A 17403-nucleotide genomic window follows, 5' to 3' on the forward strand; every position below is an offset into this window, starting at 1 on the left:
GCCGGGATCGGGATAGCCTGGCCCGGCCCACAGCAGAATCGGTCGGCCCGGTCCGAGGAAGGACCCGCGCCCGGCCCCCTTGAGAGGACTCCCATGGCACGTGTCACCATCGTCGGCGGAGGCTACGGCGGCATCACCCTGGCCAAGGCGCTCGACGGCATCGCCGAGGTCACCCTGGTCGAGCAGAAGGACGCCTTCGTCCACCACGCCGCCTCCCTGCGCGCGGCGGTGGACAAGGAGTGGTCGGAGAGGATCTTCCTGCCCTACGACAGGCTCCTGACCAACGGCCGCGTGGTGCGCGGCACCGCCATGGCGGTCAGGGGCACCACCGTCCAGGTCTCCGGCGAGGGCGATGTCCACGCCGATCACCTCGTGCTCGCCACGGGTACCAACTACCCGTTCCCCGCCAAGCACATGGAGTCCACCACGGCGATCGCCAAGGCCCGCATCGAGCGCTTGCGAGTCTCCCTGGAGTCCGCCAAGCGCGCTCTCATCCTGGGCGCGGGCGCCGTCGGCCTGGAATTCGCCGGCGAGCTCACCTCCGCCTTCCCGGACCTGCGCGTGACCATCGTCGAGGCCGGCCCCACTATCCTTCCGCAGGGCGACTACAAGGCCGAGCTGCGCGACTCGATCGCCGCCCAGCTCGCCGAGCGCGGCGTTGAGATCATCACCGGGGACACCCTGGCCTACCTGCCCCCGATCGACGTCGGCGGGCTCGCCCCCTTCCGCGTGACCACCACCGGTGGGCGCGCCATCGAGGCCGACATCTGGTTCCGCGCCTACGGGGCCTCCGCCGCGACGGGCTTCCTCGGTGAGGACTACGACGAGATCCGCCGCTACGACGGAACGATCCGTGTGGACGACAAGCTGCGGGTCATCGATCACCCGGGCGTGTGGGCCATCGGGGACATCGCAGACGTCCGCGAGTCCAACCGCGCCCAGCACGCTCGGGACCACGCGGCCGTCGTCGCCCAGAACATCCAGGACGTCCTGGCGGGCCGCGAGCCGTCGGCCTCCTACGCGCCCCAGTCCGATCTCGTCGTGCTCCCGCTGGGCCCGGTCGGCGGCGCCTCCCAGGTGCTCAAGGACGGGACGAGCGTGGTTGAGGGCCCCGAGTTCACCAATCGCATCAAGGGCGAGGACCTGTTCACGGAGAATCTGCGCGAGCAGCTCGGCCTGGCCGGTTGACCTCCTCGCCCTCCGCGCGGCCGCGGGCGCCCTGGTCCCCTCCCGCGGGACCAGGGCGCTGACGTGGTGCGCGCCGCCGGGGATGCCGGTAGGCTGGCGCCATGACGAACGACCCGCGGTCCGCGCTCAACCGACTCATCGCCGCCTTCGAGGCCCACCTCGACGCCGCCGCGACGGGTGACGAGAACTCGCCGGCAGTGGTCGCCGCTGAGAACGTCCTCCAGGACGCCTTCTTCACCTACGACGACGTCCTCTTCACCGTGTACGGCATCGAGCTCCCCTTCGACACCTACGACGGGGACGACGACATCATCGACATCGATGACGACGATGATGAGGATGACGACGACGTCGACTACGACGATGATGAGGACGATGACGTCGACTACGACGATGAGGACTGATCTCCCGGGCCCCGTCGGGGCGGCCTGATCGGTCAGAACCTCTCGGGGTAGCCGATCCTCGGGGCGCTGACCTCGCCGAGGGCGTGGCGGATCTGCGTGGGCAGGTCGAGGTCCTGCGCTGAGAGCGCTCCTTGGAGCTGCGCCGGGGTGCGGGCGCCCACGATCGTGGAGGCGATGCCCTCGGCGTCGCGGGCCCAGGCGAGCGCCACCTCGACGGGCTTGCGGTCCAGGCCTGCGGCGGCCGTGGCCACCGATTCCACTATGCCCCGGTGCTCGCTGCCCAGGTACGCGGAGGCGTAGGAGCGCAGGTGCGGGGAGGCGGCCCGCGAGTCCGCGGGGATCGTGGCCCGGTACTTGCCGCTGAGGACCCCCCGGCCCAGTGGCGCGTAGCCGATGACGCCGAAGCCCATGGCCTCGGCGGCGGGGATGACCTCCCGCTCGATGCCCCGGTTGAGCAGGGAGTGCTCCACCTCGACGGCGGCCATCCCGGGAGCGTCAGGGCCCTCGGCGAGCAGGCTGGCGACGCGCGCGCTCGCCCACGCGGGATGGTTGGAGACCCCCACGTAGCGGGCCCGACCGGAGGCGACGGCGCGGCGCAGGGCGTCGGCCGTCTCCTCCAGGGGGGTGGCGGGGTCGGGAACCTGGACGAGCCACAGGTCGAGATGGTCCGTGCCCAGGGCCTCCAGGGTCGCGTCGAGGCTGTCCAGGAGCGTGCCGCGCGAGGCGTCGGCGGTGGCCGGGCGATCGCCCGTGCGCCAGGTGCGAACCCCTGCCTTGGAGACGATGATGAGGTCCTGGCGGTTGACGTAGTCGCGCAGGAGGGTGCCGATGGTGCGCTCGGCCAGGCCCTCGGTGTAGGTGGCGGCGGTGTCCAGGAGGGTGCCGCCGGCGTCGAGGAAGATCCCGAGCTGGTCCTTGGCCTCGACCTCGTCCGTGTCCCGGCCCCAGGTCATCGTTCCGAGGCCGACGGCGGACACGCGCAGGCCGGTGCGGCCCAGTCTCCTGTACTCCATGCCGCCAAAGGTACCCGCACCGGCGTCGAATCCTCGTGTCGCGCGCGCCGGGGCTGGGCGGTGGCCCCGCTACTTGCGCACGGTCATGGTCCAGGAGGCGGGGCCGACGGTCTCGAACTCGGTGACGGTGTAGCCGTTCTTGGCGGCCCAGGCGGGCAGGGTCTCTGTCCCCTGGGTGCAGTCGAAGGCGATGACGAGCTCGTCGCCAGCGTCGAGGTCCTCCATGGCCTCCTCCGCCGCCATGACGGGGAAGGGGCAGACCTGGCCGTTCGTCTCGAGGATCGTGCGCATGATGGGGTCCTTTCAGCGTGGTGGTGTCTGTGCAAGGGGGATATGGGTGGGGCGCGCCGCCGCGTGGGTCAGGCGGGGGCGGACGCGGCCTCGCGGGCGGGGGAGGGGCCAGTGGCGCCGGTCGCCTTGGCGCGGGCGGCTCGGGCCGCGCGCCGCTTCTGGCGGGGGCGGATGAGCAGCGCCCAGGCGGCGACTCCGACCCCGAGGACCTGGAAGACCAGCGCGGTCCATCCCTGCCAGGACAGCAGGGAGGTCTGCACGAGGGCATTGCCGATGGAGCAGCCACCGGCCCAGGCGGCGCCCACGCCCATGAGGACGCCACCCAGGATGGAGCGGACGATGATGGCGGCGTCAGGGACGCGCACGCGGAACTCACCGGAGGCCTTCGCGGCGATGAAGGAGCCCAGGAGGATCCCCAGCACGAGCAGGACGCCCCAGTCGAAGCGGCCGGTGTCCCCGTTGACGATGACGCCGACGAGGTTGGCGGACGGCGTCGTGATGCCCAGGCCGTCCTCGCGGCCGGTCGTCCAGGACAGGGGCCAGGCCGCGGTCGCGACGATCCCGACGATCGCCCCGGTGGCCAGGGGGTTCCAGCGCTTCTCCAGGAGCAGGTGAGCCAGGCCGGCGCGGCGGGCGGGCAGGCTGAGCTGGGGGCCGCGCGCGGCGGTGAGGCGCAGCTGCCTGCGGGCCAGGAGGGCGACTCCGACGGCGAGGGCGGCCACTCCGACCCACTGGGGCAGGTGGAGCGTGGCCGGGATGGTGGTGAGCTCGGTGGTCCACAGGCCCTTCACCCACCGACTGGGGCCGGCGAGGATGCCGGTCTTGGCCGCGGCGGCGGATAGCGCGTAGGCGATGAGGGCGAACCAGGCCCCGACGAGGCCCTCGCCGGCGCGGTAGTAGGTGCCGGTGGCGCAGCCTCCCGCCAGTACGATGCCGATCCCGAACAGGAAGGAGCCGACGACGGTGGCGACCACGGAGAGCTGGGGCGCCTCCGGGGCGATGGCACCGGTGAGGGTGAGCGCGAGGACGCCGACGGCCTGGACGGCGATGGCGATGAGGAAGGCGGTGAGCCAGAAGGAGGATCGTGAGACCCAGAGGTCCCGGAACGCGCCGGTGATGCAGAAGCGGCCGCGTTGGAGGATGAAGCCGAGGGCGGCTCCGGTGATCAGTCCGGTGATGATCATGGGGGTCCTTCCTGGTGTGGGGCGCGGGTGCGGCGCCCAGATATTTGGGAGGGCCCGGGTGACGGGGCGTGCGGCGTCATGGCGCGGAGGCGCTGGGAGCGGCGGTGGTGCCGCGGCGACGCGTCGCGCGGCCGGTGGCCGCGGGGCGCACGGTGACGCCACCCGGGGTGTCGGGTGAGCGGTGCGCCTGGTCCGGGGAGGCCGGCGCGGTCATCGCGCCGTGGCCGGTGAGGGGTGCTCGTCGGGTGCTGGGTGCGGAGCGCTGCCCTCAGATCGCCTGGACCAGGCAGCGCATACACATGGCAACCCCGCCGAGGGCGGTGCGGTTGCGGCGTGCGTGGTCCGTGCTCATGCGATCGTCCGTTCAGTCGTGGCGCCGCGAGGCGCGGCGACGTGCCCGGACGTTATCGGGGCGGGCCCCGCTGTGGCAAGCGGTGTCCACATGACGACGCCCACCGAGCGGGCCGGGCGCGTCAGCGGGCGCCTGCCGAGGCGACGCGGGCGCGGGCGGTGAGGAGGCGGGCGACGCCGTCGTCCGGCAGTGGGGGAGTCTCGCCGCCGAAGAGGGGGCAGCGGGCCTGGAAGGCGCACCATCCGCACAGGGGGCCTCGCTTGGGGATGAAGGCGCCGGCGTGGGCGCAGTCCTCGATGTCGTCCCAGATGCGGGCCAGGCGCGTCTCGGTGGCCTCGAACTCGGGCGGGCGCGGGTCATGGGTGAGGGTGCGGCCGTCCTTGAGGTAGAGGAGCTGGAGGCGGGCGGGGGCCCGTCCGCGCAGGCGCCACAGGACGAGCCCGTAGAAGCGCATCTGGAACAGCGCCTCCTCCTGGAATCTGGGGGAGGGGGATCTGCCGGTCTTGTAGTCGACGACGCGCATGGCGCCGTCGGGGGCGATGTCGAGGCGGTCGACGAAGCCGCGGATGAGCAGGCCGTCGGCGACCTCGGTCTCCACGAAGAGCTCGCGCTCGGCGGGGGCGAGGCGCTGAGGGTTCTCCATGTGGAAGTAGGAGGCGATGAGGTCACGCGCCTGGCCGAGCCAGGCCTCTATCTGCGCGGACTCCTCGAAGAGCCCCATGACCTCCGGGCTCTTGGCGCGGTGAGCCTCCCACTGCTCGGGCAGCATGGCGAGGGCGGCCTCCGGGGTGCGCTCGCGCGCGGGTAGGTCGTAGAGGCGCTCGAGGATCGCGTGGACGAGCGTGCCCTTGTGGGTGGCGAGCGATCCGGGCTCGGTCAGGCCGTCAACGGCGCGCAGGCGGAACAGCAGGGGGCACTGGAGGAAGTCCTTGGCGCGCGATGGGGAGAGCGCCGCCCGGCGCGGCCCCTTGCGCGCGGAGCGGCCGCCTCCTGGACCCGTGGCGCGAGGCCGGGAGGTGGCCGGGGCGGCGGGCCCCTCGGGGGATGAGGGCGCAGCGGGCGCCGCATCTGCTGTCATGGTGGCACCGTACCCCGGGGCTCCGACATGAATCCGGACGAGGGGGTTGTGTGGCGGGGTGGTGGTGTGGGTGGCCTGTGTGTTTGCGTGGTCTGGTGTTCTGGTGGGGGGGGTAGGGTGGGGTCGTGGGTCTGGTGTCTCTTGGTGGTGTGGCGTCTAGTGTTGTCGCGGTGCTTCTTCGTTCGGCGGATCTGTGCGTGGATCCCTCGTTGTCCGGGGCGGCTGATCTGAGCGCTGATGGGTGGAGGGCCGTTGAGCGGTTGCGGGCTGCCGCCCGTGATGAGGGCGCCAGGGATCGGATCACCGGGCGGGTCCGGGAGCGCTTGGAGGAGGAGGCGGGCCGGCTGGAGCTGCGGGGGCGTGGCGTGCTTGATGGCGTGGCGCTCGCCGTGGAGACGGTCCTGGAGGACGCGCTGGGGTCTGATGAGGCGCTGCTGGAGGCGGTGCGGCGCCCGGAAGGGCTCGCCGGGTTCCTCAGGAGGCGGGGGCGGGCTCAAAGGGCTGGTCTCGCTGAGGCCGCTGAGCCTGTTTTCGATGCCCTGATCGGTGTCGTGGCCGAAGAGCTCGCGGGCCTGGCGCCGTTGTCGCCGTCATTCGATGTGGCGCGAGCCCGGTATGTCATGGACGCGCTCGATAAGATCGACGCGACGACGTCGCGCACGTATACCCTGACGTCGAGCGCGCATGCCCTGGTTGAGGGGATCGATCGGAAGATCGATCGCCTCGGGAGCGGGATCGGCGGTCCGAGGGTTCCTTCCCGTGATAAGCCGGTGTGCTTCGGGGCCGTTCCCGATCAGGTCCCGGGTTATGTCGCGCGCGATGAGCACGCCCGTCTTCGTGGGGCGCTCACCGGAGACGGTGGGGCGGCCCTCGTGGCGCTGCGCGGCATGAGGGGGTCGGCAAGTCCCAGATCGCGGCGCAGTTCGCGCACGAGTGCCGGGCTGAGGGCTGGGGGCTGGTGGCCTGGATCGACGCCTCTCCGGCTGGTGACCCGGTGGCGGGGCGGCCCAGCGGGGTGGAGGTGGGGCTGGCCGAGCTGGCGGGCGAGCTCGGGATCGGTGATCCGTCGGACCCTTCCGCGCGCAGGGCCAGGTCCCTGATGGACCGGCTGAACTCGGGTGGCGCGGCGGATCGGCTCATCGTGCTCGACAACCTGGAGCGCGCTGACGATCTGGCGGGTTTGAGGCCGAGGGGCCGTGGTCTGCGGGTCATCGTGACCACGAACCTCCCAGGCGGGGCGCTGGGCGAGTCGATCCCCGTGGGGGTCTTCACCCGGGACCAGTCGGTGGGCTTCTTGCGCCAGCGGCTGGCCCGGATCAGCGAGGGCGATGCCAGCGCGATGGCCGGGGTTCTTGGTGATCTCCCGGTGGCGCTGTCCCAGGCGGCCTCGACGATGGAGGCGATGGGCTGGGAGCCGGGGGAGTACATGGGGTGCCTTGAGGGCAGGCCGCTTGAGGAGGTGGTGGAGCGCTGGGACGGTGATGGCTACCCGCACGAGGTGTGGCGGGCCTTGCGCCTGGGCTATCAGACGGCCCTGGAGGCGCTGGGCCGGCGCGATGAGGATCTGGCCCGTTTGGCGCGTCTTCAGCTGGGGATGCTGTCGATGATGCCGCACAGGGGTGTTCCTCGTGACTGGCTGCACCGCGCTGGTGGTGGTGGTCCTGATGCGGCGAGGCGCTCGTTGGCGCTCCTGCTGGAGCGCGGTGTCGTGTTGAGGGCCGGGGATGATGCCGGCCGCGGGGGTATCGTCTCGTTGCACCGCCTTCAGTCCAGAGTGGTTCGCGAGGACGCGGTCCGTGAGGGCGCGGTAGGGGGGATCGTCGAGGCGGTGGTCCGCGCCCTGGAGTCGGCGCTCGACGGGGCCGACATGAGTGATCCTGGTGGGGCGGGGCGCCGAACGATCGTCATGGTGATTGAGAGCCTGTCATTCTTGGGTGACCTCGACCTGGGCGCTGACCTGGGCGATGTCGATGTTGAGGGGCTCTGCGGTCTTGTCCTGCTGGCCGGGCGGCGCGCGGATGAGGCCGGGCTTGGGTCGTTCGCGGTCTCGTTGGAGCGAATCGTTGATCGTGTCGCATCACTGCTGGGCCCCGACCACCCCAGCGCCCTGGCCCTGCGCAACAACCTCGCCTACGCCTATGAGTCCGCTGGGCGCCTGGATGAGGCCATCGCACTGTTCGAGCAGGTCCTGGAGGACCGGCTCAGGGTCCTGGGCCCCGACCACCCCGACACCCTGACCTGGCGCAACAACCTCGCCTACGCCTATGAGTCCGCTGGGCGCCTGGATGAGGCCATCGCGCTGCTCGAGCAGAACCTGAAGGAGAGCCTCAGGGTCCTGGGCCCCGACCACCCCGACACCCTGACCTCACGCAACAACCTCGCGACCGCCTATCAGTCCGCCGGGCGCCTAGATGAGGCCATCGCGCTGCTCGAGCAGAACCTGAAGGAGAGCCTCAGGGTCCTGGGCCCCGAGCATCCGCTCACCAAGCGGGTCGCCGAGAATCTGGCGATCTGCCGTCGCGTCCGCGATGAGCGCCAGCCTCCGCCCCCGGACGCCGTCGGCTGACCGGCCGCCCGCCCCGGTAGTCTCTGGCGCATGCCACCCGCAGCCACGCGCAACGGGGAGATGATCCTGGGCAGCCTCGGCGGCGCGCCCGTCGTCATGTCCCCCACCTCCCTGCTCCTCGGACTCATCATCGCCGCCTCCTGGTACCCCCTGGTCAGCAGCGCCCTCGGGGATCACGGAACCGTCGTCGTCCTGGGAACCGTGGCCGCCACCGTCATCGGCGCCGCCATCTCGATCCTCCTCCACGAGCTCGCCCACGGCCTGGTCGGCGCCGCCCTCGGCCGCCCACCCATCCGCTACGAGCTCCTCCTGTGGGGCGGGCGCACCAGTTTCGGCCCGCCCCAGCGCGCCTGGTCCCCCTGGCGCGACGCGGCCTGCTCCCTCGCCGGCCCCGCTGCCAACGCGGTCCTATGGATCCTCGGCTGCGGAGCCCTCGACTCCGGCGCCCTCACCACCCCCGCCATCCACATCGCCCTGTGGGCCATCGCCTGGCTCAACCTCGCCCTCGCCGTCTTCAACGCCCTTCCCGGCCTGCCCCTCGACGGCGGACAGGCCCTCGCCTCCCTCATCGCCCAGGCCACCGGCAACCGCTCCGCCGGGCTCAAGGCGGCCGCCTGGGGCGGGCTCGCCGTTGTCGGCGGGATCGCCTGGCTCTACCTCCTCCACCCCCTCCTCATCGACCACCACCGCCCCAGCGCCACCAGCCTCATCCTCGCCGCCATGGTCGGCTGGACCATCGGCTCCACCAGCTGGCGCGTCCTCGGCCTCGGAGGCGCCCGGCGCGCCGCCGCCCGCCTCGACCTGCGCACCCTCACCCGCCCCATCGCCACGCTCCCCGCGGCCACCCCGCTCGCCCGGGTCGCCGCCGCGCTCGACGACGGCAGCGCCCTCGCTCTCATCACCAACGGCCCCACCATCCTCGGCGCCATCGACGCCGCCGGCCTGGCCGATCTCGGGGCCATGGGGGAGGGCGCCACCGCCGAGCAGGCCTGCACCGTCCTGCCCGCAGCAGCCCTCACCACCTCCCTGACCGGGCAGGAGGCCGCCGATGCCCTCAAGGCGGCGCGCGCCGTCTCCCGCTGGCTCATCGTCATCGACGGCGGGCGCATGATCGGCGCCGTCCCCACCGGCGCGCGCGGGGCGAAATGGCGAGGTTTGAGGATTGCTCGGCTGAATCCTGGTGATTGATCATTCAAGGAGCGCATGATCCCGCGGATCTGGCGGCTGCTGGGAAGAGCCGGGGGAGAAGCAATCCTCAAACCTCGCCATCTTCGCTGGGATGGGCCGCTCAAGTCTGTGGCGGAAGTGGCGTGTGGGGGCTGTGTGCCCGGTGTGTCGCGCGCCCGGTCTCGCGAGGGGAGCGCGACGGGGGAGCATAGACTGGGGCCGATGAGCGAGAAGGACACGCAGAACCCGCAGGCCGCCCCGAAGCTTCCCCCGCGCCACGTCACCCAGGAGGTCTTGGGCCAGGCCGGGCGCCGAGGCCCCTTCCGCTACGGCGAGCGCGTCCAGGTCACCGACGTCAAGGGCTCCAAGAGCACCTTCCACCTCCACCCCCAGGGCCACTTCCAGTCCGGGCGCGGCTCCTTCCACCACCGCGATGTCGTCGGCAGGCAGGAGGGGACCGTCCTGACCACCGACTCCGGCCATGAGCTCCTCCTGCTGCGCCCCCTACTGGCCGACTACGTCCTGTCGATGCCCCGCGGCGCCCAAGTGGTCTACGCCAAGGACTCCGGTCAGATCATCGCCCTGGGCGACATCTTCCCCGGCGCCCGCGTTCTTGAGGCCGGCGTCGGCTCCGGCGCCCTGACGATGAACCTCCTGTCCGCCATCGGGGAGGCCGGGAGCCTGATGTCCATCGAGCGGCGCGAGGATTTCGCCGCCATCGCCGCCTCCAACGTCGATTCCTGGTTCGGGGGACACCACCCCGCCTGGGAGCTGCGCACCGGCGACTTTGCCGAGGTCACCGCCGCTCGCGTCGAGAACGCCTCCATCGACCGCGTCGTCCTGGACATGCTCGCCCCCTGGGAGAACATCGAGGCCTCCGCCCGCGTCCTGGTCCCCGGCGGCCTCTTCCTCGCCTACGTCGCCACCACCACCCAGATGTCGCGCGCCGTCGAGGCCCTGCGCCACAGCCTGCTCTTCACAGAGCCCGAGGCCTGGGAGTCCATGGTGCGGACCTGGAACGTCGACGGCCTGTCCGTGCGCCCCGACCACCGCATGGTCGCCCACACCGGATTCCTCCTCACCGCCCGGCGCCTGGCCCCCGGCAGCGCGCCGCTGAGGCGCAAGCGCCCGCCCGCCCGCGGCGCCTACGACGACGCCGGCCACTGGGTTCCCGAGGACGTGCGCGAGCGCACGAGCACCGACCGGAAGGTCCGCCGCGTCCTGCGCGACTGCCGCGCGAAGCAGCCCGAGGACGCCACCCCGGTCCTGCCCGGCGTCCCCACCGCCGGGGGCGTCGACGCCCCGCAGGAGGCCCTCGATGACTGACACCGCCGACCTGGGCATGCCCGCGCCCTCCTTCACCAGCCACCAACTGCGCGAGGCCCGCGCCGAGGCCATCTCCCTGGCCGAGAAGAACGAGCGCCTCACCCGGGCCCTCGCCTCCGCCCGAGAGCGGATCGCCGAGCTCGGCGCCCAGCTCGACGCCGTCACCCACCCGCCCGTCACCCTCGCCCTCCTCACCGGCCTCCGCGCCCGCCCGGACCGCGCCGAGGCCGCCTCCGTGGACGCTCCCCCCGCGAGCGCCCCCGCCCCCGAGGCCCTCGTCCTCCTCGGCGGGCGCGCCATGAGCCTCGGCCTGCGCCCGGGCCTCGACCCCGGCTCCCTGCGCATCGGCCAGCTCGTCGCCGTCAACGACGCCATGCTCGTCGTCGATGCCTTGCCCGAGCCCGACACCGGCGAGGCCGTCGTCCTCGACGAGGTCCTCGATGACGCCCGCGCCCTCGTCACCACCGGCTCCGGAGCGACCCGCGTCCTGCGGCTCGGCGGCGCCCTGGACGCCAGCGCCCTCGCCCCGGGCGCCACGCTGGCCGCCGACACGCGCGCGGACGTGGCCACCGCGATCATCGAGCGCACGAGCGTCGAGCAGCTCGTCGTCGCCGAGACGCCAGACGTCACCTGGGAGGACATCGGCGGCCTCGGCCCCCAGATCCAGGCCATCCGAGACGCGCTCGAGCTGCCTTTCACCCATCCCGGCCTCTACCGCGCCTATGGGCTGCGCGCCCCCAAGGGCCTCCTCCTCTACGGCCCGCCCGGATGCGGCAAGACCCTCATCGCCAAGGCCGTCGCCAGCTCGCTCGCCGCCGGCGGCGACGGGGCCGGCGGGGAGCGCGCCACGGGCCGCACCGCCGCCTTCCTCAACATCAAGGGCCCCGAGCTGCTCAGCAAGTTCGTCGGGGAGACGGAGCGGCAGATCCGCGCCATCTTCGAGCAGGCCCGCAAGGCCGCCGCCGAGGACCGGCCCGTCGTCATCTTCTTCGACGAGATGGAGGCCCTCTTCCGCACCCGTGGCACCGGGGTCTCCAGCGACGTCGAGACCATGATCGTCCCGCAAGTCCTGGCCGAGATCGACGGCGTGGAGTCCCTGGGCAACGTCGTCATCATCGGCGCCTCCAACCGGGAGGACATGATCGACCCCGCGATCCTGCGCCCCGGCCGCCTCGACGTGAAGATCCGCGTCTCCCGCCCCGATACCGCCCAGGCCCTCGACATCCTCGCCCGGCACCTCACCGCGGGACTCCCCCTCGACCCGGCCGAGCTCGCCGCCCATGGCGGCGACCGCGAGACCACCGCCGCGGCCATGCGCGCCGCCGCCGTCGACGCCCTCTACGCCCGAACTCCCGCCACCGCGGTCCTCGAGGTCGCCTACGCCTCCGGCGCCACCCGGACCCTCCACCTCGGCGACCTCGTCAGCGGGGCGATGCTCGCCCAGATCGTTGCCCGCGCCAAGACCGCCGCCATCAAGGACGAGCTCTCCGGTGGGGCGGGAGGGCTCTCCACTCCCCGTCTCCTGGCCGCCGTGGCCGAGGAGGTGCGGCAGAATGAGGAGATCACCGGTGCCACCAGTCCTGAGGGATGGGCCAGGCTCATCGGCCCCCAGCGCGAGCCGATCCGCGGCGCGCGGCGCCTGGGCGCCGTCGGCGCCGCGCCCACCGCCAGCACCAGCGCCGCGCGGCCCCATGAGACGCAGGAAGGCGCATGACCACCTCAGCCACCCCTATGCCCGCCACCGCCCAGGGCCCCGTCACCGCCGAGCTCGGCCCCACGACGAGGCCCGTCGGCCTCGAGACCGAGTTCGGCGTCACCGAGCCCGGAAACCCCCGCGCCAACCCCGTCGTGCTCTCCAGTCTCATCGTCGACGCCTACGCCGCCCGCTCCCGCCCGGACCTTCCCAGCGCCGCCCCGGTGACCTGGGACTACGAGGGGGAGGACCCGCTGGCGGACCTGCGCGGCGGGCGCATCGACCGCGCCGCCGCCCACCCCAGCCAGCTCACCGACGACCCCACCGCCCCCGCCCCCTCCGGCGACGCGCCCGCCGACGGCGGCCCCACGGGCCTCGACTGGGGGACCCGCCCCAGGCCGAGCGCCGAGGAAGCCGCGCTTCCCCGGGCCACCACGGCTGTGCTCGCCAACGGCGCGCGCCTCTACGTCGACCACGCCCACCCCGAGTACTCGGCCCCGGAGGCCCTCACCCCGGCGGACGCCCTGGCCTGGGACCGCGCGGGAGAGGTCATCGCCCGGCGCGCCATGGAGGCCCAGGCCCGCTCAGGCGGCCCCGAGATCGTCCTGTACAAGAACAACACCGACGGCAAGGGCGCCGCCTACGGCAGCCACGAGAACTACCTCGTGCGCCGCGACCTCCCCCTCGACGCCCTCGCCACGGCCCTGACGCCCTTCCTCATGACCCGGCCAGTCGTCGTCGGCGCCGGGCGCGTGGGGCTGGGGGAGCGCAGCGAGCGCCCCGGCTTCCAGATGAGTCAGCGCGCCGACTTCATCGGCTGCCCCATCGGCCTGCAGACCACCTTCAACCGGCCCATCGTCAACACCCGCGACGAGCCCCATGCCGACGCGGCCCGCTGGCGCCGCCTCCACGTCATCAATGGCGACGCCAACCGCTTCGACGTCCCCGGCTACCTCAAGATCGCCACCACCGACCTTCTCCTGTGGTTCCTGGAGCGCTCCCACGAGCGCGGCGAGGGGATCGGGGCCCTGGCGCCCCTGCGGATCCTCGGCGACCCCGTCGAGCAGCAGTGGGCCCTCTCCCATGACACGGCCCTCGCCTACGCGCTCACCACCGAGGGCGGGCCCATGAGCGCCGTCGCCATCCAGCGGTCGATCCTGGAGGCCATCGCCTCCGCGCTCGACGCCGACTACGGGGGCATCGACGCGCGGAGCCTCGGCGAGGAGACCGCCCGCGCCCTGGCCCTGTGGGAGGAGGCGCTGGGCCTCCTCGAGGCGATCGCCGCCGCGCCGGGGGACCTCCAGCCGGTGGCGGCCGCCGCGCCCATGATCGAGTGGGCCGCCAAGATGCAGCCTCTGCGAGGGCCTGCGCGCGCGCTCGGGCACCGACTGGAACGATCCGCGCCTGGCCGCTCTCGACATCACCTGGGGCGACCTGCGCGCGGGGTCCATCGTCGATCGCCTCGACGCCGCCTGCCGCGTCCGCCGCCTCCTCGAGCCCCCGCGGATCGAGGCCGCCGCCGACGCCCCTCCTGCGGGCACGCGCGCCGCCGTGCGGGGCCGCGCGATCGCCACGATCCCCGAGGTCGTCTCTGCCTCCTGGACCAGCCTCGTCATCGATGCTCCCCAGCGCCCCCGGCTCATCCGAGTCGCCCTGCCGGGCGCCGTCGCCGTCACCGAGGCCGAGACTGAGGGACTTCTCACGGCGATTGGGCGCGCGGCCCAAGGTGGGGGAGACTGGGCCCAGTGACCGCCCCTCACTCCCGCCCCAACCGCCGGGCCAACGCGAAGGAACGACCATGACCAGCCAGGACGCGCAGCAGATCCGGACCTCCGGCGGTGAGGGCGACACCGAGTCCGAGGCCACCGGCGCGGTCGGCCAGGTCCAGGCCACCGGCGTCGACGCCATCCTCGACGAGATCGACTCCGTCCTGGAGGCCAACGCCGCGGCCTTCGTCCAGGGATTCGTCCAGAAGGGCGGTCAGTGAGTGGGCGCCGCGGCTGACGGCGGGCGCCGCCCGCCCTCTCGGCGGATCATCGGCATCGAGACCGAGTACGGCATCACCTGCGCCTCCACCACTGGCGGCGCGGCTCCGCTCGATGCCGATCACGCCGCGCGCGAGTTCTTCGCCCCCGTCGTCGCCGCCCACCGCTCCTCCAACGTCTTCACCCGGGGCGGCGCCCGCCTCTACCTCGACGTCGGCTCCCACCCTGAGTTCGCCACCGCCGAGTGCGACCGTCTCGCCGACCTCCTCGCCCAGGACCGCGCCGGCGAGCTCACCATGGCCGATCTCGCCGCCCAGGCCAACGCCCGGCTCGGGTCGGCAGGCGTGCCCGGGCGCATCCACCTGCTCAAGAACAACCTCGACGCCGAGGGCAGCGGCTTCGGCTGCCATGAGAACTACCTCGTCTACCGCCGGGGGGACTTCTGGAACGACGCCCGAGCCCTCGTCCCGCACCTGGTCACCCGGCAGATCCTCGTGGGTGCCGGGCACGTGCTGCCCGCCGACCCGGTCACCGGCGCCCCCGCCCGCTATGTCTTCTCCCAGCGCGCCGACCAGATGCACGACGCCGTCTCCTCGGCCACCACCCGCGCGCGCCCCCTCATCAACACCCGCGACGAGCCCCACGCCGACGCCGAGCTCTACCGGCGCATGCACGTCATCGTCGGGGACTCCAACATCGCCCAGGGCTCCACGCTCCTCAAGGCCGGGGCCATGGACCTCCTCCTGGACTACCTCGAGTCCGGGGGCGACCTGGCGGACCTTGAGCTCGCCGAGCCCATGCGCGCCATTCGGGACACCTGCCACGACCTCAGCGGGACGGCGCTCCTGGAGCGCAAGAACGGGCGCAGCATCACCGCCCTGGACCTGCAGGGGGAGCACCTGGCGCGCGTGCGTGCCCACGCCGACGCCGAGCTCGACCTCAGCCCCCTCCAGTCCGCCGTCCTCGACCTGTGGGAGCGCGGCCTGGAGGCCCTGCGCGCGCAGGACCCCGGAGCCGTGGCCACCGAGCTCGACTGGGCCGCCAAGCACCGGCTCCTCACCCGCTACGCCGAGCGCGCCGGCGCCGGGCTCGACGACCCGCGCGTCACCCGCCTCGCGCTGGCCTACCACGACGTGTCCTCGGAGAATGGGCTGCGGGCCCGCCTCGAGGCCGCCGGGATGCTACGCCGCTACGTCGACGACGACGCCTGCCGGGCCGCGATGAGCGCCCCGCCGGCCACGACGAGGGCGGCCCTGCGGGGCGCGGCGATCGGCCTGGCCCAGGACCTGCGCGCCGACCTGGCCGCCGACTGGGTCAACCTGCGCCTCGACGCCGGCTCAGGCGGGCAGGAGGCGCCGGCCGTCGCGCTTCGCGATCCCTTCGCCACGCGGGATGAGAGAGTCGATAAGCTCATGTCCTCCCTGGACGCGATGAGGCAGCAGAGCGCGGACATCCTCCGCGGGGCCGCTCGAGAGGCTTCCCTATGACGAACCACGATGACAACGACGACGCTCTCGGGAGCACCCGTCCGCTGACCCGCCGTGAGCGCAGGGGCTTGGAGCGGCTGGGAGAGGCGCAGGCCGAGCGCCGGGCGGCCGCGCAGCGCCAGGCGGCCGAGCGCAGGCGCGCGGCTGAGGCCCGCGCGGCCGAGCAGAGGGCCGAGGCGCGGCGGCGGGCGGCTGAGAAGCGCGCCGCCGAGCGCAGGGTGGCGGAGTCGCGCGTTGAGCAGCAGCGGCGAGCTCGGGAGCGCCGCGCGGCTGAGGAGGCCCGCCTGAGGGCCCTACGCGCCGAGGCCGCCCGCATCGAGGCCGAGAGGCTGGCCGCTGAGCGCCGGGAGGCTGACAGGCTGGCTGCCGAGAGGCTGGCCGCGCAGCGCCGTGCCGCCCGGGAGGCCCGTCGCCTGGAGGCGGAGCGGGCGGAGGCGGCTCGCGCTGGCGCTGCCCGCATCGAGGCGGTCCGCCCTGCCGCCGAGCCCCGATTCCCGGAAGCCCGGTCCGCCTCCGACGGCGCGGTGGCGGAGGACGCGTCCGAGGCCCTGGATCCGCCCTCCGCGACGGGCGGGCAGCGCGCCCTCGGCGCCGCGCTCAACCGCTCCCGGCCCAGGGGGCGCGCGGCACTCGTCCTCGTCTGCCTCGCGGTGGCGGCGATCATCATCATCCCTCTGGCCCTGTCCACTGTGAACGGCAAGTCGCCGGCCAGCAGGGCCGCGGTAAGCCCCACGGGCGCCGCCATGCTCCCGGCGGACACCCCGCTGGACCAGGCGATGACGGTCTCCGGGCGCGTCGGCGCCACACCGGTGGTCAAGCTGACGGCGCCACTGAGCGCGCCGTCCTCCCTCATCAACGACACCCTCATCACCGGTGAGGGCCGCGCCCTCCAGCCCGGGGACGCCGCGCTGCTGTCCATCGCGACCTTCTCCGGCACGGACGGGAGGAACACGACCTCCCCCAGCGCGGACTCCTCGGGCGACGAGCGTACCGGTCGGCGCCTCGTGAGCGTGAGCGTCGACCAGGCCTCCCTCAACGACCTCGCCGACATCATCACCGGAACCACCGAGGGAACCCGGCTCGTCCTGCGCGGCCCGGTCGTCGTCGACGGCACCCCGTCCACCGAGATCACCGTCATCGATGTCCTGCCGACCACCGCCTCGGGCACGGCTGTCCCGCCCGCCGCGGGCCTGCCGACCGTCATCCCCGGCTACACCGGGACGGTCACGCTCTCCGTGGGCGGGCTCCCCGCCCCCACCCGCTCCTCCGCCGCCACGCTCATCCAGGGCACGGGCGAGCAGGTCCACGCCGACAGCCGCATCATCGCCCGCGTCCAGGCCGTCTCCTGGACCGACGGCAGCGTCATCACCGATGACTACGGCGCCACCGCCCTGCCCGTCGCCGTCGACCTGAGCAGCCCCAAGACCTATGCCGGGCTGCGGAACCACCTCGTGGACGTGCCCGTGGGCAGCAGGGTCGTCCTGGCGCTGCCCGCCGATCAGGCCCGGGGGGACAGGCCCGTCGCCGTCGTCGTCGACGTCCTGGCCATCGAGGATCCCAAGACTGATGCCTCCGGGGCCGGCCCGGGCGCCACTCCCGCAGCAGGCGCCGATCCCGAGGCATCGAGCTCAGCGCCCAGCCCCGCGGCGCCCGCTGGGAACTGATCCGG

Annotated in this window: 13 protein-coding genes and 1 pseudogene; 10 read left to right on the forward strand and 4 right to left on the reverse strand. The window is 73.2% G+C overall.

Annotated elements, in window-relative coordinates:
• The first annotated feature begins 93 nt into the window (after nt 1-93).
• Together ABXS69_RS05655 and ABXS69_RS05660 are read left to right on the forward strand one after the other, a co-directional pair.
• Nucleotides 94-1188, forward strand: a complete 1095-nt coding sequence (locus ABXS69_RS05655) for an FAD-dependent oxidoreductase (RefSeq protein ID WP_366179806.1) — start codon at nt 94-96, stop codon at nt 1186-1188.
• Between the two features lie 101 nt (nt 1189-1289).
• A complete protein-coding gene (locus ABXS69_RS05660) occupies nt 1290-1592 on the forward strand; it encodes a DNA primase (RefSeq protein WP_366179807.1) in 303 nt (100 codons plus the stop codon).
• 32 nt (nt 1593-1624) lie between these two features.
• On the opposite strand, the gene ABXS69_RS05665 is transcribed toward ABXS69_RS05660, so the two are convergent.
• The 4 genes from ABXS69_RS05665 to ABXS69_RS05680 all read right to left on the reverse strand — a co-directional run bounded on the left by ABXS69_RS05665 (nt 1625) and on the right by ABXS69_RS05680 (nt 5510).
• Nucleotides 1625-2605: an aldo/keto reductase gene (locus ABXS69_RS05665; RefSeq protein WP_366179808.1), complete on the reverse strand. Its 981-nt coding sequence runs from the start codon at nt 2603-2605 to the stop codon at nt 1625-1627.
• 69 nt (nt 2606-2674) lie between these two features.
• Nucleotides 2675-2896 carry a sulfurtransferase TusA family protein gene (locus ABXS69_RS05670; protein WP_366179809.1) on the reverse strand — a complete coding sequence of 74 codons (222 nt, stop codon included), beginning with the start codon at nt 2894-2896 and terminating at the stop codon, nt 2675-2677.
• A gap of 68 nt (nt 2897-2964) precedes the next feature.
• Entirely contained in the window at nt 2965-4080 is a 1116-nt protein-coding gene (locus tag ABXS69_RS05675) for a YeeE/YedE family protein (RefSeq protein WP_366179810.1), read from the reverse strand.
• Nucleotides 4081-4553: 473 nt separating this feature from the next.
• Nucleotides 4554-5510 carry a PD-(D/E)XK nuclease family protein gene (locus tag ABXS69_RS05680; protein ID WP_366179811.1) on the reverse strand — a complete coding sequence of 319 codons (957 nt, stop codon included), beginning with the start codon at nt 5508-5510 and terminating at the stop codon, nt 4554-4556.
• A gap of 958 nt (nt 5511-6468) precedes the next feature.
• Here ABXS69_RS05680 and ABXS69_RS05685 point away from each other — a divergent pair.
• From ABXS69_RS05685 to ABXS69_RS05720, 8 genes and pseudogenes are all read left to right on the forward strand, one after another.
• The gene (locus tag ABXS69_RS05685; protein ID WP_366179812.1) at nt 6469-8076 is read left to right on the forward strand and encodes a tetratricopeptide repeat protein; all 1608 of its coding nucleotides are present in this window, start codon (nt 6469-6471) and stop codon (nt 8074-8076) included.
• Between the two features lie 30 nt (nt 8077-8106).
• Nucleotides 8107-9264, forward strand: a complete 1158-nt coding sequence (locus ABXS69_RS05690; RefSeq protein WP_366179813.1) for a site-2 protease family protein — start codon at nt 8107-8109, stop codon at nt 9262-9264.
• A gap of 201 nt (nt 9265-9465) precedes the next feature.
• Entirely contained in the window at nt 9466-10569 is a 1104-nt protein-coding gene (locus ABXS69_RS05695) for a tRNA (adenine-N1)-methyltransferase (RefSeq protein ID WP_366179814.1), read from the forward strand.
• Complete coding sequence (gene arc, locus ABXS69_RS05700) at nt 10562-12283, forward strand: proteasome ATPase (RefSeq protein WP_366179815.1); 1722 nt, start codon at nt 10562-10564, stop codon at nt 12281-12283. Before ABXS69_RS05695 ends, arc begins: the two co-directional genes overlap by 8 nt.
• Before the next feature lie 17 nt (nt 12284-12300).
• Nucleotides 12301-14011: pseudogene (locus ABXS69_RS05705) on the forward strand (proteasome accessory factor PafA2 family protein).
• A 49-nt stretch (nt 14012-14060) separates the two neighbouring features.
• Nucleotides 14061-14249 carry a ubiquitin-like protein Pup gene (locus tag ABXS69_RS05710; RefSeq protein WP_366179816.1) on the forward strand — a complete coding sequence of 63 codons (189 nt, stop codon included), beginning with the start codon at nt 14061-14063 and terminating at the stop codon, nt 14247-14249.
• A complete protein-coding gene (pafA, locus tag ABXS69_RS05715; protein ID WP_366179817.1) occupies nt 14250-15734 on the forward strand; it encodes a Pup--protein ligase in 1485 nt (494 codons plus the stop codon). It abuts the gene before it with no gap.
• The gene (locus ABXS69_RS05720; protein WP_366179818.1) at nt 15731-17398 is read left to right on the forward strand and encodes a hypothetical protein; all 1668 of its coding nucleotides are present in this window, start codon (nt 15731-15733) and stop codon (nt 17396-17398) included. Before pafA ends, ABXS69_RS05720 begins: the two co-directional genes overlap by 4 nt.
• The last annotated feature ends 5 nt before the right edge of the window (nt 17399-17403 follow it).

The organism is Actinomyces timonensis (assembly GCF_040702965.1).
In the GTDB taxonomy this organism is placed as follows: domain Bacteria; phylum Actinomycetota; class Actinomycetes; order Actinomycetales; family Actinomycetaceae; genus Actinomyces; species Actinomyces timonensis_A.

Excerpts from the sequence above, each read along its gene's own strand:
- ABXS69_RS05710 (WP_366179816.1), top strand. The coding sequence starts at position 14,061 with ATGACCAGCCAGGACGCGCAGCAGATCCGGACCTCCGGCGGTGAGGGC.
- ABXS69_RS05655 (WP_366179806.1), top strand. The coding sequence starts at position 94 with ATGGCACGTGTCACCATCGTCGGCGGAGGCTACGGCGGCATCACCCTG.
- ABXS69_RS05690 (WP_366179813.1), top strand. The coding sequence starts at position 8,107 with ATGCCACCCGCAGCCACGCGCAACGGGGAGATGATCCTGGGCAGCCTC.
- ABXS69_RS05670 (WP_366179809.1), bottom strand. The coding sequence starts at position 2,896 with ATGCGCACGATCCTCGAGACGAACGGCCAGGTCTGCCCCTTCCCCGTC.
- ABXS69_RS05665 (WP_366179808.1), bottom strand. The coding sequence starts at position 2,605 with ATGGAGTACAGGAGACTGGGCCGCACCGGCCTGCGCGTGTCCGCCGTC.
- ABXS69_RS05695 (WP_366179814.1), top strand. The coding sequence starts at position 9,466 with ATGAGCGAGAAGGACACGCAGAACCCGCAGGCCGCCCCGAAGCTTCCC.
- ABXS69_RS05660 (WP_366179807.1), top strand. The coding sequence starts at position 1,290 with ATGACGAACGACCCGCGGTCCGCGCTCAACCGACTCATCGCCGCCTTC.
- ABXS69_RS05720 (WP_366179818.1), top strand. The coding sequence starts at position 15,731 with ATGACGAACCACGATGACAACGACGACGCTCTCGGGAGCACCCGTCCG.
- ABXS69_RS05680 (WP_366179811.1), bottom strand. The coding sequence starts at position 5,510 with ATGACAGCAGATGCGGCGCCCGCTGCGCCCTCATCCCCCGAGGGGCCC.
- ABXS69_RS05675 (WP_366179810.1), bottom strand. The coding sequence starts at position 4,080 with ATGATCATCACCGGACTGATCACCGGAGCCGCCCTCGGCTTCATCCTC.
- arc (WP_366179815.1), top strand. The coding sequence starts at position 10,562 with ATGACTGACACCGCCGACCTGGGCATGCCCGCGCCCTCCTTCACCAGC.